Origin of the sequence: Pseudomonas sp. NPDC087185, from assembly GCF_044744955.1 — a bacterium.
Lineage (GTDB): Bacteria > Pseudomonadota > Gammaproteobacteria > Pseudomonadales > Pseudomonadaceae > Aquipseudomonas.
Genome location: NZ_JBIUZK010000001.1, coordinates 505,558 through 518,514 on the forward strand (window position 1 = coordinate 505,558; position 12,957 = coordinate 518,514).

General features: G+C 61.5%; 10 protein-coding genes and 3 tRNA genes. 9 read left to right on the forward strand and 4 right to left on the reverse strand.

Features of this window, described 5'->3' with window-relative positions; genetic code table 11:
- Window positions 1-10: 10 nt before the first annotated feature.
- Complete coding sequence (locus tag ACIPIJ_RS02480; protein WP_016392255.1) at window positions 11-484, reverse strand: Dps family protein; 474 nt, start codon at window positions 482-484, stop codon at window positions 11-13.
- A gap of 280 nt (window positions 485-764) precedes the next feature.
- Between ACIPIJ_RS02480 and ACIPIJ_RS02485 the strand changes: the two genes are divergently transcribed.
- The gene (locus tag ACIPIJ_RS02485) at window positions 765-1,358 is read left to right on the forward strand and encodes a cold shock domain-containing protein membrane protein (RefSeq protein WP_401072372.1); all 594 of its coding nucleotides are present in this window, start codon (window positions 765-767) and stop codon (window positions 1,356-1,358) included.
- A 38-nt stretch (window positions 1,359-1,396) separates the two neighbouring features.
- Here the strand turns inward: ACIPIJ_RS02485 and ACIPIJ_RS02490 are convergent, their stop codons facing one another.
- Together ACIPIJ_RS02490 and ACIPIJ_RS02495 are read right to left on the reverse strand one after the other, a co-directional pair.
- Entirely contained in the window at window positions 1,397-1,603 is a 207-nt protein-coding gene (locus tag ACIPIJ_RS02490; RefSeq protein ID WP_401072374.1) for a SlyX family protein, read from the reverse strand.
- On the reverse strand, window positions 1,604-2,023 hold the full coding sequence (locus ACIPIJ_RS02495) for an HIT family protein (protein ID WP_401072376.1): 420 nt from the start codon (window positions 2,021-2,023) through the stop codon (window positions 1,604-1,606).
- A gap of 759 nt (window positions 2,024-2,782) precedes the next feature.
- Here ACIPIJ_RS02495 and ACIPIJ_RS02500 point away from each other — a divergent pair.
- The 3 genes from ACIPIJ_RS02500 to ACIPIJ_RS02510 all read left to right on the forward strand — a co-directional run bounded on the left by ACIPIJ_RS02500 (window position 2,783) and on the right by ACIPIJ_RS02510 (window position 6,931).
- On the forward strand, window positions 2,783-4,081 hold the full coding sequence (locus tag ACIPIJ_RS02500) for an OprD family porin (protein WP_401072378.1): 1,299 nt from the start codon (window positions 2,783-2,785) through the stop codon (window positions 4,079-4,081).
- A 160-nt stretch (window positions 4,082-4,241) separates the two neighbouring features.
- Window positions 4,242-5,957, forward strand: coding sequence for a proline--tRNA ligase (locus tag ACIPIJ_RS02505; protein ID WP_401072380.1), 1,716 nt, complete (start codon window positions 4,242-4,244; stop codon window positions 5,955-5,957).
- 20 nt (window positions 5,958-5,977) lie between these two features.
- Window positions 5,978-6,931: a hypothetical protein gene (locus tag ACIPIJ_RS02510; RefSeq protein WP_401072382.1), complete on the forward strand. Its 954-nt coding sequence runs from the start codon at window positions 5,978-5,980 to the stop codon at window positions 6,929-6,931.
- Between the two features lie 40 nt (window positions 6,932-6,971).
- On the opposite strand, the gene dinB is transcribed toward ACIPIJ_RS02510, so the two are convergent.
- Window positions 6,972-8,030, reverse strand: a complete 1,059-nt coding sequence (gene dinB / locus ACIPIJ_RS02515; protein WP_401073413.1) for a DNA polymerase IV — start codon at window positions 8,028-8,030, stop codon at window positions 6,972-6,974.
- 220 nt (window positions 8,031-8,250) lie between these two features.
- Here dinB and ACIPIJ_RS02520 point away from each other — a divergent pair.
- The 5 genes from ACIPIJ_RS02520 (at window position 8,251) to ACIPIJ_RS02540 (ending at window position 12,931) form a co-directional block, all read left to right on the forward strand.
- Window positions 8,251-8,327 (forward strand) — tRNA-Met (locus tag ACIPIJ_RS02520).
- Window positions 8,328-8,463: 136 nt separating this feature from the next.
- Window positions 8,464-8,540: transfer RNA gene (locus ACIPIJ_RS02525), tRNA-Met, on the forward strand.
- Between the two features lie 133 nt (window positions 8,541-8,673).
- Window positions 8,674-8,750, forward strand: a tRNA-Met gene (locus tag ACIPIJ_RS02530).
- 246 nt (window positions 8,751-8,996) lie between these two features.
- The gene (mprF, locus tag ACIPIJ_RS02535; RefSeq protein WP_401072384.1) at window positions 8,997-11,639 is read left to right on the forward strand and encodes a bifunctional lysylphosphatidylglycerol flippase/synthetase MprF; all 2,643 of its coding nucleotides are present in this window, start codon (window positions 8,997-8,999) and stop codon (window positions 11,637-11,639) included.
- Window positions 11,639-12,931, forward strand: coding sequence for a virulence factor family protein (locus tag ACIPIJ_RS02540; RefSeq protein WP_401072386.1), 1,293 nt, complete (start codon window positions 11,639-11,641; stop codon window positions 12,929-12,931). The genes mprF and ACIPIJ_RS02540 overlap by 1 nt, the downstream gene beginning before the upstream one ends.
- Window positions 12,932-12,957: the final 26 nt, after the last annotated feature.

A 12,957-nucleotide genomic window follows, 5' to 3' on the forward strand; every position in this document is an offset into this window, starting at 1 on the left:
TTGCGTCAGGTCATTTACCGTCAAGCAGCACCCGCAGCATCCAGGCCGTTTTTTCGTGCACTTGCATCCGCTGGGTCAGCAAGTCGGCGGTCGGCTCGTCACTGACCTTGTCCACCACCGGGAAGATACTGCGAGCGGTACGCACCACAGCCTCTTGCCCCTGGACAAGCTGACGGATCATTTCGTCCGCCACCGGCACGCCCTCCTCCTCCTTGATCGACGAATGCCGCGCATAAAAGGCATAAGACCCCGGCGCCGGGAAGCCCAACGCACGAATCCGCTCGGCGATCGAATCGACCGCCAACGCCAGCTCGTTGTATTGCTCTTCGAACATCAGGTGCAGGGTGCGAAACGAGGGTCCGGTCACGTTCCAATGAAAGTTATGGGTTTTCAGATACAGCACGTAGGTATCCGACAACAGGCGGGAAAGCCCTTCGACGATGGATTTGCGATCTTCTTCACTGATACCGATATCGATTGCCATGAAGTTCCCCTTTTCCATATGGCTTGATGATCAAGCGAGCCCCATTCACTGTATCAACACTTGGCGCAACGCGCCCATGACCCAAGGCAACACATCGGCCGCAAGCGCCAGCGGTTTGAGAAGGCTCAGGCTTTGCTGTTAAATAGGCACCGTGCCACCCGTGCGGACTGTTATTGCCGGGTGCATAGGCTGGCCCACCACGTGTTCGCGCTCTACACCTCATGCGCACCGTGCTGCCAGCTCTTCCTGTGATCGGCCTTATCAACTGTGAGCCAACCCCATGTTCAAGATCGTCCACCTGGTGACGGGCGCTGCGGCTTTGCTGCTATCGCTCATACCCAGCCTGAAAACCGACGCAACACCCTTCCTGCAGCAACCCGACGCGGTCTACCTGGCCCTGCTCGGCCTGCTCAACCTGCTACTGGCACCGGTTGTCCCCCTCTATTACCGAGGCGCCCGCCAGCAACTGCAACACTTGGCCTGCGCCCTGCTGGTAGTAGCGGTGGTACTGCAGACCCTGACCCTGCTGGCCCGCCCGGAAATGGGCAACCTGGCCGCATTGGTCTGCGCGGCACTCGCCGTTGTCCTGCACTTGGCCGTGGGCTTTGCCCGCAGCCCCCGAAGAGCCCGCGCAAGCCAAGGCGTGCCACTGGAGACCGGCAAGCGGGATACCGGCACCGTGAAGTGGTTCAACACCTCCAAAGGCTTCGGTTTCATTTCGCGCGATTCGGGTGACGATATCTTCGTCCACTTCCGCGCCATCCGCGGCGAAGGCCACCGCATCCTGGTCGAAGGCCAGCGTGTGGAGTTCTCTGTGATGCACCGCGACAAGGGCCTGCAGGCCGAAGATGTGGTCGCGGTAACCCGCCGCTGACCTTGTGCAGCCCTGGGGCAACCCCAGGGCTGCAGCACTCAGTAATGAGGCGGCGGCGCTTCTTCACCCTCACTGCCGTACTGGCCGACCATCTCTTCGTAACGCTTGATCAGCTCGGCCATCTGCAATTGCAGGCGCTGAATCACCCGCCCCTGCTCGACCACCACGTCATTCAACTCCTGGAGGGTGTCATCCTGAAACGCCTGACGGGTTTCCAGCTCGATGATGCGCAATTCCAGTGACATTCAAGCCTCCTGGTAATCGTTGTCTAGCAGCGTGCGCAGACGCTGACGGATGGCGTCGACCTGCCCCGGCGCATAGTCGACCGCAGCCACCTTGCCCCAGACCGGCGCTGGCCAGGCGGCATCGCCATGGCGGCGAACGATCACATGCATATGCATCTGGCTGACCACGTTGCCGAGCGTGGCAACGTTCATCTTGTCAGCTGCAAACTCGCCCTTGAGGGCCTCAGCCAGGTAGGTGGTTTCTTTCCACAACTGCACCTGGTCTGCCTGGTTCAAGTCGAACAACTCGCTCACACCCTCGCGCTTGGGCACCAGGATGAACCAAGGGTAATTGGCATCCTTGCTGAGCAGCAGACGGCACAGCGGAAATTCTCCAAGCACCAGGGCATCCTGCTGCAAACGCGAATCCATCTCAAACACAAAAACCTCCAACACACTATGCGGGCCAGCGCCACGCGAGAACATCGCGCAAGGATACCCTGCTTCTCTTGTGACAGCATGCACGCCTACCCCCGTTGCACACTTTAAGTTCATCAATGACCGGCGCCTGCACAACCGAGGTAACACCGCGCTACTTTTCGCACCAAAATGAGGCCGCAAACGAGTACACCACCACACTTCTACACACCCGAACGACTCAACATGAACAGTTGCCGGTAACACATTGACTTTTATGACAGCTTTTCCACCTGAAAGCACAACGATAGTTGGCACACCATCAGACAGTGCCCACCCCGTATTTTCGGGGCTTTTCGGCTTCTGAAGGCGCATTTGTGAAAATTTCATGAAGCGTTGTTAATTTTGAGCACGCTTGTTGCATTCTTCCCACACCAAGTCGGCACGACATCTGCATCAAGCGATGTACGCGACAAATAACAACAGCCGCTTTGGATACACCAGGGAGTTTCCTCAACCGGAACCGGTAGTTACAGAATCGTTACGGTGACAGGCACAGCGCTGGCGTTGTACGCCCCGGAATTCCGGGACGTAATTTGCGACATGGAAATACCGAAAAGCGACATGGCCGTAAAGTTCCCGAAAGGTTGTTTATACCCATATCGCCAACAACAGTCAGCGTGCTATACATTTCCGCCGACATAACAAGAAAGAGCTGCCCCATATAACTAAAACACTTGGGCGCAGCGGTACTCTTCCTAAAAACCAAAGGAGCAAATCACGATGCGCGTGATGAAGTGGAGCATGATCGCCCTGGCCGTATCGGCAGGGACCTCGCAATTGGCCTTCGCCTCTGCACAAGACGAGTCCAAGGGTTTCATCGAAGACAGCCAGCTGAACGTCAAAACTCGCATGCTGTACTTCAGCCGTGACTTCCGTAATAACGACCGTGATCCTGATACGGGTGATCGTCAAAGCCGTGTGGAAGAAACCGGCCTCGGCTTCCTCGGCACTTACGAGTCGGGCTTCACCCAAGGCACTGTAGGCTTCGGCGTAGACGCCATCGGCATGCTCGGCCTGAAACTGGACAGCGGCAAGGGTCGTGCCGGCACCGGTCTGTTCCCGACTGGCTCCGACGGCCGTTCGCAGGATGATTACTCCGAAGCCGGCGGCGCTGTAAAACTGCGCATCTCCAATACCGTGCTGAAGTACGGCAGCCAGTTCACTGCCATGCCGGTCTTCGCCACTGACGACAGCCGACTGCTGCCGGAAGTTGCCGAAGGTGGCTTGATCACCAGCAACGAGATCAAAGGCCTGACCCTGAACGCCGGTCACTTCACCGCCATGAATGCCCAGGCTCAGACGTACCACGACAGCCTGAACCTGACCGAAGCCAACATCTTCGGCGGCACCTACGCCTTTACCGACAGCCTCAGCACCAGCGTCTACTACTCGCGCGTCGAAGATCACTTCCGCAAGTGGTACGGCAACATCAACTGGGCGCTGCCGATCAGCGACAAGCAAGGCCTGGTGTTCGACTTCAACATCTATGACACCAAATCCATCGGCGACAACCGCACTGGCGCGTTCGTCACCAAGTCCGACGGTAGCAATGAACTCGACAACATCGCCGCCAGCCTGTCGGCCGCCTACAACGTCGGCGCCCACACCTTCACCCTGGCCTACCAGAAAGTCAGCGGTGACGGCGACTACGCCTACGGCGTAGACGGTGGCGGTACCGTGTTCCTGGCCAACTCCATCGCCCGTTCCGACTTCAACGCCGAAGACGAGAAGTCCTGGCAGGCTCGCTACGACCTGAACTTCGCCGAATTCGGCGTGCCAGGCCTGACCTTCATGACCCGTTACGCTCGCGGTACCGGTGCAACCACCCGCACCACCGACGACGGCAAGGAATGGGAACGCGACATCGACGTCAAGTACGTGATGCAGAGCGGCCCGGCGAAAGACCTGAGCTTCCGCGTCCGTCAAGCCACCTACCGCTCCGCCGACGGTGTGTATTACGGTTCGAACTCGATCGACGAACTGCGCCTGATCGTCGAATACCCGCTGAGCATCCTGTAAGCCTCGCTTATAGTGCCCCGCACCTGAGAAAGCCCGGCACGCTTGCCGGGCTTTTTCTTGGCTGACATTTGCCACGCCCTGGGGCATCCTGTACGCCTTCGTTTCGCCCCCGTACAATGCGGGGTCATTTCAATGTCTTAGGCAATCGACACGGCTAACCATGCGCACCAGTCAATATTTGCTCGCCACCCAGAAAGAAACCCCTGCCGACGCAGTGGTCATCAGCCATCAGCTCATGCTGCGTGCCGGCATGATCCGCAAGCTGGCCTCCGGCCTGTACACCTGGCTGCCGATGGGCCTGCGGGTCATGCGCAAGGTCGAAGCCGTGGTGCGCGAGGAAATGAACGCCGCCGGGGCCCTGGAAGTGCTGATGCCCAGCATCCAGCCCGCCGAACTGTGGCAGGAATCCGGCCGCTGGGAACAGTACGGCCCTGAGCTGCTGCGCCTGAAGGACCGTCACCAACGCGACTTCTGCGTCGGCCCGACCCATGAAGAAGTGATCACCGACCTGGCCCGCAACGAGCTGTCCAGCTATAAACAGCTGCCACTCAACATGTACCAGATCCAGACCAAATTCCGTGATGAAATCCGCCCACGCTTCGGCCTGATGCGCGGCCGCGAGTTCATCATGAAGGACGCCTACTCCTTCCATGCCGACCAGGCTTCCCTGCAGGAAACCTACGACCGCATGCACCAGGCGTACTCCAACGTCTTCACCCGCCTGGGCCTGGACTTCCGCCCAGTGCAAGCCGACACCGGCTCCATTGGTGGCAGCTACTCGCACGAATTCCACGTATTGGCCGACTCCGGCGAAGACGACGTGATCTTCAGCGACAGCTCCGATTATGCTGCCAACATCGAGAAGGCCGAAGCCATCCCACGCGAATCCGTGCGCCCAGCCCCTGCCGAGGAGCTGCGCCTAGTCGACACGCCAAAGGCCAAGACCATCGCCGAGCTGGTTGAAAACCACGACCTGCCGATCGAGAAGACCGTCAAGACCTTGATCGTGCGCGGCGCAGAAGAAGGCAAACTGATCGCCCTGGTAGTACGTGGCGACCACGAGCTCAACGAAATCAAGGCCACCAAGCTGGAGCAGGTTGCCGACCCACTGGTAATGGCCACCGAGGCCGACCTGCGCGAGGCCATTGGCGCTGGCGCCGGCTCGCTCGGCCCGCTGAACCTGCCACTGGAATGCGTGATCGACCGTTCGGTTGCCTTGATGAGCGATTTCGCCGTCGGCGCCAACATCGACGACAAGCACTACTTCGGCGTCAACTGGGAGCGCGACCTGCCGGTCCCTCAGGTTGCCGACCTGCGCAACGTCGTCGAAGGCGACCCAAGCCCGGATGGCCAGGGCACCCTGGTGATCAAGCGCGGCATCGAAGTCGGCCACATCTTCCAGCTCGGCACCAAGTACAGCGAGGCGCTCAAGTGCCAGGTACTGGGTGAGAACGGCAAGCCGGTGGTGCTGTCCATGGGCTGCTACGGCATTGGCGTTTCCCGCGTGGTCGCCGCTGCCATCGAGCAGAGCTATGACGACAAGGGCATCATCTGGAACGATGCCCTGGCACCCTTCCAGATTGCCCTGGTGCCGCTGCGCTACGAAACCGACGTGGTACGCGAAGCCACTGACAAGCTGTACGCCGAACTGACGGCCGCAGGCTTTGAAGTGCTGCTGGATGACCGCGACAAGAAGACCAGCCCAGGCATCAAGTTTGCCGACATGGAGTTGATCGGCATCCCGCACCGCATCGTCGTCAGCGACCGCGGCCTGGCCGAAGGCAACCTGGAATACAAGCACCGCACCGAACAGGACGCTCAAGCGCTGCCACTCAATGAAGTGCTGAGCTTCCTGCAGGCCCGCGTTCGCCGCTGATAATCAATGCACGAGTGATCATGTCCAAGCGAAGTACCTTTACCCTGGGGGGCGCCGCACTGTGCGGCGCCCTGCTCGTCAGCGGCTGCGCCAACCAGATGTCCCAGCGCAGTGAGCATGAGGAGCGCGTCGAGCGAAAACTGCTCGAACACACCCTGCAGATCGATGTCGGCGAGCCGAAGGTGATGGAGCTTCCGCAGCGCCGTGTGCGCGTGCATGAACAGAAGCGCTTCGAAGTCACCGAGTTCGAAGTGACCCGCCGCTACGACCGCTACACGCCGTACCAGCCGTGGCGGGAGGTCTACGAGATCCCGCTGGGCGCGGTGGCCGTGGTGGCCGGCTTGGGCGCCAACGTGGTCAATGTCTTCGCCCTGGGCAACCTGCCAGAAAGCGTGACCCACGATTGGCTCAGCTATGGCGTGGCCGGGCTCAACCCGTTCATGAACGTGCAGTCCAACGGCCGCGCCCAGCAAAACTTGGCCGGGATCGGCGAAGTGCAGAAGGACAAGCGCGAAGAGTTCACCAGCCTGCCCTGGAGCGAGCGCTTGGTCGAGGTCAAGGCCGGCAAGATGACCCACGAGCTGACCACCGACAGAAACGGTGTGCTGCGCCTGAACCTGCTCGACAGCCCGTTCTCGGAACAGCACCTGAACCATGTCGGCACCCTGCACCTGCAGGTCGTCGATGAGGACAACGCCGTACGTGGCGATGCCAGCCTGCTGGTCAGCGCCACCCTGCGCAACAAGCTGCGCGAAGCCCATGAGCTGATTTTCGACGACCTTGAAGACGACGATGTCGGCCAGTGGGTACACCGGGTCAAGCGCCTTTCGGAGCTGGGCCTGGAAGAGGAAGCCAGCGAGATGGAGCAGAGCCTGATCGAGCTGACCCGCAACGATCCGGAGCTGCAGCAGGAGTTTCTGCAGGCACTGACCAAGGCCACTGGCCGGTTGGTGGCTGATCCCGGCGCGCAATGATCGTGCAGTAATAAAGAGGGGCTGCTGATGCAGCCCCTCTTTATTTATCCGCGAACAACTCCAGTTGCTCATGCGCCCCGCGCAAATCGCGCAACCTCACCCCAACCCCCAACAAGCGCACCGGCTTGCCACCGCGAGCAAACGCCTGCTTCATCAACTGCCGGTAGCTCTCCAGGTCCCTGCCCGCGCCCGCCTGCTCCAGCGTGGTCTGGCTGAAGTCATGGAACTTGACCTTGACGAAGGGTTTGTCCGGCCGATAACTGCTGTCCATGCGAGCGATCCGCTCATTCAGGCTGTCCAGCAACTCGGGCAAGCGCTCCAGGCAACTGGCCAAGTCCGGCAGGTCGGTGTCGTAGGTGTTTTCCACGCTGACCGACTGCCTGCGGCTGTCGTTTTGCACGGCCCGCTCGTCGACACCCCGCGCCAGCCCCCACAGGCGCTCACCAAAACTGCCGAATTCGCGCACCAGCGCCAGCCGCGTCCAGTCGCGCAGGTCCAGGCAGGTGTCGATACCCAACCGGGCGAGCTTGTCTGCGGTCACCTTGCCCACACCATGCAACCTGGCGACAGGCAAGGCAGCGACAAAGGCCTCCACCTGGTCCGGGGTGATCACGAAAATCCCGTTGGGCTTGCGCCAGTCACTGGCGATCTTCGCCAGAAACTTGTTCGGCGCCACCCCGGCCGAGACCGTGATATGCAAGGTGCGGGCAACCCGCCGGCGAATGTCTTCGGCAATCCGCGTGGCACTGCCTGCGTACCATTGGCTGTCACTGACATCCAGGTAGGCCTCATCCAGCGACAACGGCTCGATCAGCTCGGTGTAGTCACGAAATATCGCATGGATCTCACGTGAAGCCTCGCGGTAGGCCTCGAATCGTGGCTTGACGATCTCAAGGTCTGGGCAAAGCTTGAGCGCGTGACGAGAAGACATGGCCGAGCGCACACCATAGGCACGCGCTTCATAATTGCAGGTGGCGATCACCCCACGATGGTCCGGTGAGCCGCCTACCGCCATGGGGCGGCCGGCCAGACGCGGGTCGTCACGCATCTCGATTGCGGCATAAAAACAATCGCAGTCGATGTGGATGATCTTGCGCAGGGACATGGATGACCGTCAGCACTGTAAATTCATACAGATAGTACCGCATGCTCCTTCTCCTAGACAGCCACTGCCTGGCAGCGCTCGATAATCGGGCTGAAAGCCCCGGCGCATCTGAGGTGCGTGCCTGATACAGCTGCTAAGGGTTTGAACGAAAAAGGTTTTTTTGAACGAAAAGCTTGACATGGGGAAGGAAATCCGTAGAATTCGATCTCACAGGCGCGGGATGGAGCAGCCTGGTAGCTCGTCGGGCTCATAACCCGAAGGTCGTCGGTTCAAATCCGGCTCCCGCAACCAGATTCGAGAAAAGGCCACTGTTAACGCAGTGGCCTTTTTCTTTGGCCTTTAAAAAGGTCACAGCTAGAAAAATCAGCTAAATCAATAACTAACGCTTGACACCCCAGGCTTAAGCTGTAGAATTCGATTCCACAGGCGCGGGATGGAGCAGCCTGGTAGCTCGTCGGGCTCATAACCCGAAGGTCGTCGGTTCAAATCCGGCTCCCGCAACCAGATTCGAGAAGAGGCCACTGTTAACACAGTGGCCTTTTTCTTTGCTCTGAAAAAAGCATCGCTGAAATAATTAGCTGAATCAACAGTTAGTGCTTGACCGGCAAGTTCAAAGCTGTAGAATGCGCCCCTCTGACGCGGGATGGAGCAGTCTGGTAGCTCGTCGGGCTCATAACCCGAAGGTCGTCGGTTCAAATCCGGCTCCCGCAACCATATTCGTCAGAACAAACCCCGCCTGTGTAACAGCAGCGCGGGGTTTGTTGCTTTTCGTCGCGTGAAAACCCTTTCATATTCAGCCAATCCCCGGGTTTGAGAGCTCGTCTTCTGGATGAACTATCTTTAACCGTGCCGGGCGGCTGAAAGTCACGTTGCCCGGAGTAATATCTGGATACGTTTCCAAAGGGACTTTCACTTGGCCGCACCTTCCCCCTGCCTCGCGCTGCATGCCCGGGGTAACCCATGACCTCCCATAACCCAGAACCCCAGGCACCTCTCGCCTCGGCGTTGCCTGCGGCTGCGCAGCGGCTGCCCTGGCTGGAGCGGCTGAGCCGCTACCGCCAACCCATCGGCCTCGGCGTGACCCTGGTGCTGTTCGCCATGGCGCTGATTGCCTGCCGCCACCTGCTGAGCGAGCTGGACATCTATGCGCTGCACGACGCCATGCTCAGCATACCGGCCCAATCACTGCTCGGCGCCTTGCTGGCTGCAATCGTCGGGTTCGTGATCCTGTTGGGTTACGAATGGTCGGCCAGCCGCTATGCCGCCGTGAAGTTGCCCGCACGAACACTCTTGCTCGGTGGCTTCAGCGCGTTCGCCATCGGCAACGCCATTGGCCTGTCGATGCTCTCTGGCGGCTCGGTGCGCTATCGCCTGTATGCTCGCCAAGGGCTGGGCGCCGCCGAAGTCGCACGCATGACAGTGTTTGCCAGCCTCTCGCTGGGCTGCGCCCTCCCCCCATTGGCGGCTTTGGCCACCTTGAGCAACCTGCCGGCGGCCGCTGCCGCCTTGCGCCTGCCCGCCAGTGTACTGGCCGGAGTCGCCATGGCCGTGCTGGCCCTGACCGCCGTGCTGGTGGTCGGACTGTATCGCCGACGTGTCGCAGATCAGCCACTGGCGGACAGCCTGCTGGTGCAACTCGGTCGGCGTACCTTGCGCCTGCCCGGCGCGCGCCTGGCCGCTTTGCAACTGCTCATCACCGCACTGGACGTCGCCGCCGCCGCTACCGTGCTCTACCTGCTGCTGCCAGAAGCCCCACCGTTCGGCGCATTTGTCCTGGTCTACCTGCTGGCCCTGGCCGCAGGCGTGCTCAGCCATGTGCCAGGTGGTGTCGGGGTGTTCGAGGCGATCCTGCTGGCCGCCTTCGCCGACCAGCTTGGCGCAGCACCGCTGGCCGCCGCGCTGCTGCTGTACCGCTTGATCTACGTGGTGCTGCCTTTGCTGCTGGCTTGCGTGCTGCTGCTGGCCAATGAAGCAAAGCGCCTGCTGTTTGCCCAACAGGCTATCAAGGCTGCATCGGGCCTGGCCGCGCCTATCCTGGCGATTCTGGTGTTTCTTTCCGGGGTGGTGCTGCTGTTTTCGGGCGCTACGCCCGAGATCGACACCCGTCTTGAGCACATGGGCTTCCTGGTGCCGCACCGCCTGATCGATGCTTCGCACTTCGGTGCCAGCCTGATCGGTGTGCTCTGCCTGTTGCTCGCCCAAGGCTTGCGTCGGCGCCTGTCTGCGGCCTGGTTGCTGACCACGGTGCTGCTGCTGGTTGGCGCGCTGCTGTCGCTGCTCAAAGGCTTCGACTGGGAAGAAGCCAGCCTGCTGATCTTTACCGCCGCCCTGCTCGCCCTGTTCCGCCGCTCGTTCTACCGCCCAAGCCGGCTGCTGGAGCTGCCGTTCTCCCCGGTATACCTGGTGGCCAGCGCCTGCGTGGTTGGTGCGTCGGTGTGGCTGCTGCTGTTCGCCTACCAGGACGTCCCCTACAGCCATCAACTGTGGTGGCAGTTCACCCTCGACGCTGACGCCCCACGCGGCCTGCGCGCGGCCATGGGCAGCGCGGTACTGTTGGTGATCGTCGCACTAACGTGGCTGTTGCGTACCGCCCGCCCGGTCATCCACCTGCCCGACGACGAGGAATTGCAGCGCGCCAATCGCATCCTGCTGGCTTCCGAACAACCCGACGGCGGCCTGGCGCTTACCGGCGACAAGGCCCTACTGTTCCACCCGAATGACAATGCCTTCCTCATGTACGCACGGCGCGGCCGCAGCCTGGTGGCGCTGTACGACCCGATCGGCCCGGCCCAGGAACGTGCCGAGATGATCTGGCAGTTCCGCGACCTGTGCGACTTGCACCACGCCCGCCCAGTGTTCTACCAGGTGCGCGCGGAGAACCTGCCGTTCTACATGGACATAGGCCTGACCGCGCTCAAGCTCGGCGAGGAAGCCCGAGTCGACTTGCGCCGCTTCGACCTCGAAGCCAAGGGCAAGGAAATGAAAGACCTGCGCTACACCTGGAACCGCGGCGGCCGCGATGGCCTGAGCCTGGAGATCCACGAACCCGGCCATGCGCCCCTGGCCGAGCTCAAGGAAATCTCAGACGCCTGGCTGGGTGGCAAGAACGTGCGCGAAAAAGGCTTTTCGCTGGGGCGCTTCAGCCCCGAGTACCTGCAGCATTTTCGCATCGCCCTGATCCGCTTCCAAGGCCAACCGGTGGCCTTTGCCAACCTGCTGGAAACCCACGGCAACGAACTGGCCAGCCTCGACCTGATGCGCGCCCACCCGCAGGCGCCGAAGCTGACCATGGAATTCATGATGATCGGCCTGATCCTGCACTACAAAAGCCATGACTATGGCCGCTTCAGCTTAGGCATGGTCCCGCTTTCCGGCCTGCAGCCACGGCGCGGCGCGCCCTTGACCCAACGCCTGGGCTCGATGGTATTCCGCCGCGGCGAACAGCTTTACAACTTCCAGGGCCTGCGGCGCTTCAAGGACAAGTTCCAGCCGGACTGGGAACCCCGTTACATGGCCGTGCCGGCCGGGCTAGACCCGCTGGTTGCTCTGGCTGACACCGCCGCCCTGATTGCAGGCGGCCTGACTGGATTGGTGAAACGTTGATGATCCGACGCTATTGGCTGTACGTACTGATACCCCTGATCCTGGCGGCACTCGCCGGGGCCGCTGGCTTCTGGCTGTGGGCCCGCCCAGCCCCCGAGGCACGCCTGGAGCAACTGGCCCTCAACGACACCCGCATTACCCGCGTCACCCCCGGTGTGCATGCCAAGGCCCGGGTCGCCATCGGCGTGCCCCAGGACCAGGCCCTGTCCGACAAGCAGCTGCTGGACCTGAGCCAGGCCGCAGAGGCCCAACTGGTGCAGGTCATCCTGCCGCCAGGCGACTGCAGCAAGCAGCAGCAGGCGATGGACCAGGCGCTGGGCCAGTTGGCGGAGAAGCCGACCCTGGTCGCCGGCATCGGCCCGGGCGCCGTCCAGGCCTGGCGCTGGCTGGCGGCACAGACGGACGACAAGGCCCGCGCCATCTCCGTCGACTTCAATGTCGAGCAGCCCGGCTGCACCGCCGCCCTGCCGAAGACCGCCGCCCATGGTCACTGGAACGTCGCCTGGAACGACAACCCGGATGACGCCAGCGCTGCATTCGTGCGCGACCAGGCCAATGCCGAAACCAGCATCAGCGACTACGACATCCACCTGCCGCAAGTGCTCAAGGCGCAGCTGACCCAGGCGCTGGTAGGCCGCGACGGCAACGCGCTGGCCATCCCTGTGGTGGAAGTGCCGGCTGGGCAGACCACCGATACCGTCACGCTGTTCCTGTCCGGTGATGGTGGCTGGCGCGACCTGGACCGCGACGTGGCGGGTGAAATGGCCAAGCTCGGTTACCCGGTGGTCGGCATCGATACCCTGCGTTACTACTGGCAGCACAAGACGCCTGAGCAAAGTGCCGCCGACCTGTCGGAACTGATGCAGCATTACCGTCAGAAATGGGGCACCAAGCGCTTTGTACTGACCGGCTATTCGTTCGGTGCCGACGTGCTGCCAGCCATCTACAACCGCCTGCCGGCCGAAGACCAGCAGCGTATCGACGCCGTGATGCTGCTGGCCTTCGCCCGCAGCGGCAGCTTCGAGATCGAAGTCGAGGGCTGGCTGGGCAAGGAAGGCCAAGAGGCGCCGACCGGGCCGGAAATGGCCAGGCTGCCGGCCTCCAAGGTGGTGTGCGTGTATGGCGTGGAAGAGACCGATGAAAGCGGTTGCACCGACAAGACTGCCGTGGGCGAACGCATGAAGCTGCCAGGTGGGCACCACTTCGACGAGAACTACCCAGCGCTGGCCAAGCGCTTGATTGGCGAGATCGAAACGCGCCAGGGCAAGTCCAGCGTGGCGGAGCAGAACTGAGGTAAACCAGGGGCCGCTATGCGGCC

Coding starts and splice junctions, on each gene's coding strand:
- ACIPIJ_RS02480 (WP_016392255.1), bottom strand. CDS start 484: ATGGCAATCGATATCGGTATCAGTGAAGAAGATCGCAAATCCATCGTC.
- ACIPIJ_RS02485 (WP_401072372.1), top strand. CDS start 765: ATGTTCAAGATCGTCCACCTGGTGACGGGCGCTGCGGCTTTGCTGCTA.
- ACIPIJ_RS02490 (WP_401072374.1), bottom strand. CDS start 1,603: ATGTCACTGGAATTGCGCATCATCGAGCTGGAAACCCGTCAGGCGTTT.
- ACIPIJ_RS02500 (WP_401072378.1), top strand. CDS start 2,783: ATGCGCGTGATGAAGTGGAGCATGATCGCCCTGGCCGTATCGGCAGGG.
- ACIPIJ_RS02505 (WP_401072380.1), top strand. CDS start 4,242: ATGCGCACCAGTCAATATTTGCTCGCCACCCAGAAAGAAACCCCTGCC.
- ACIPIJ_RS02510 (WP_401072382.1), top strand. CDS start 5,978: ATGTCCAAGCGAAGTACCTTTACCCTGGGGGGCGCCGCACTGTGCGGC.
- mprF (WP_401072384.1), top strand. CDS start 8,997: ATGACCTCCCATAACCCAGAACCCCAGGCACCTCTCGCCTCGGCGTTG.
- ACIPIJ_RS02540 (WP_401072386.1), top strand. CDS start 11,639: ATGATCCGACGCTATTGGCTGTACGTACTGATACCCCTGATCCTGGCG.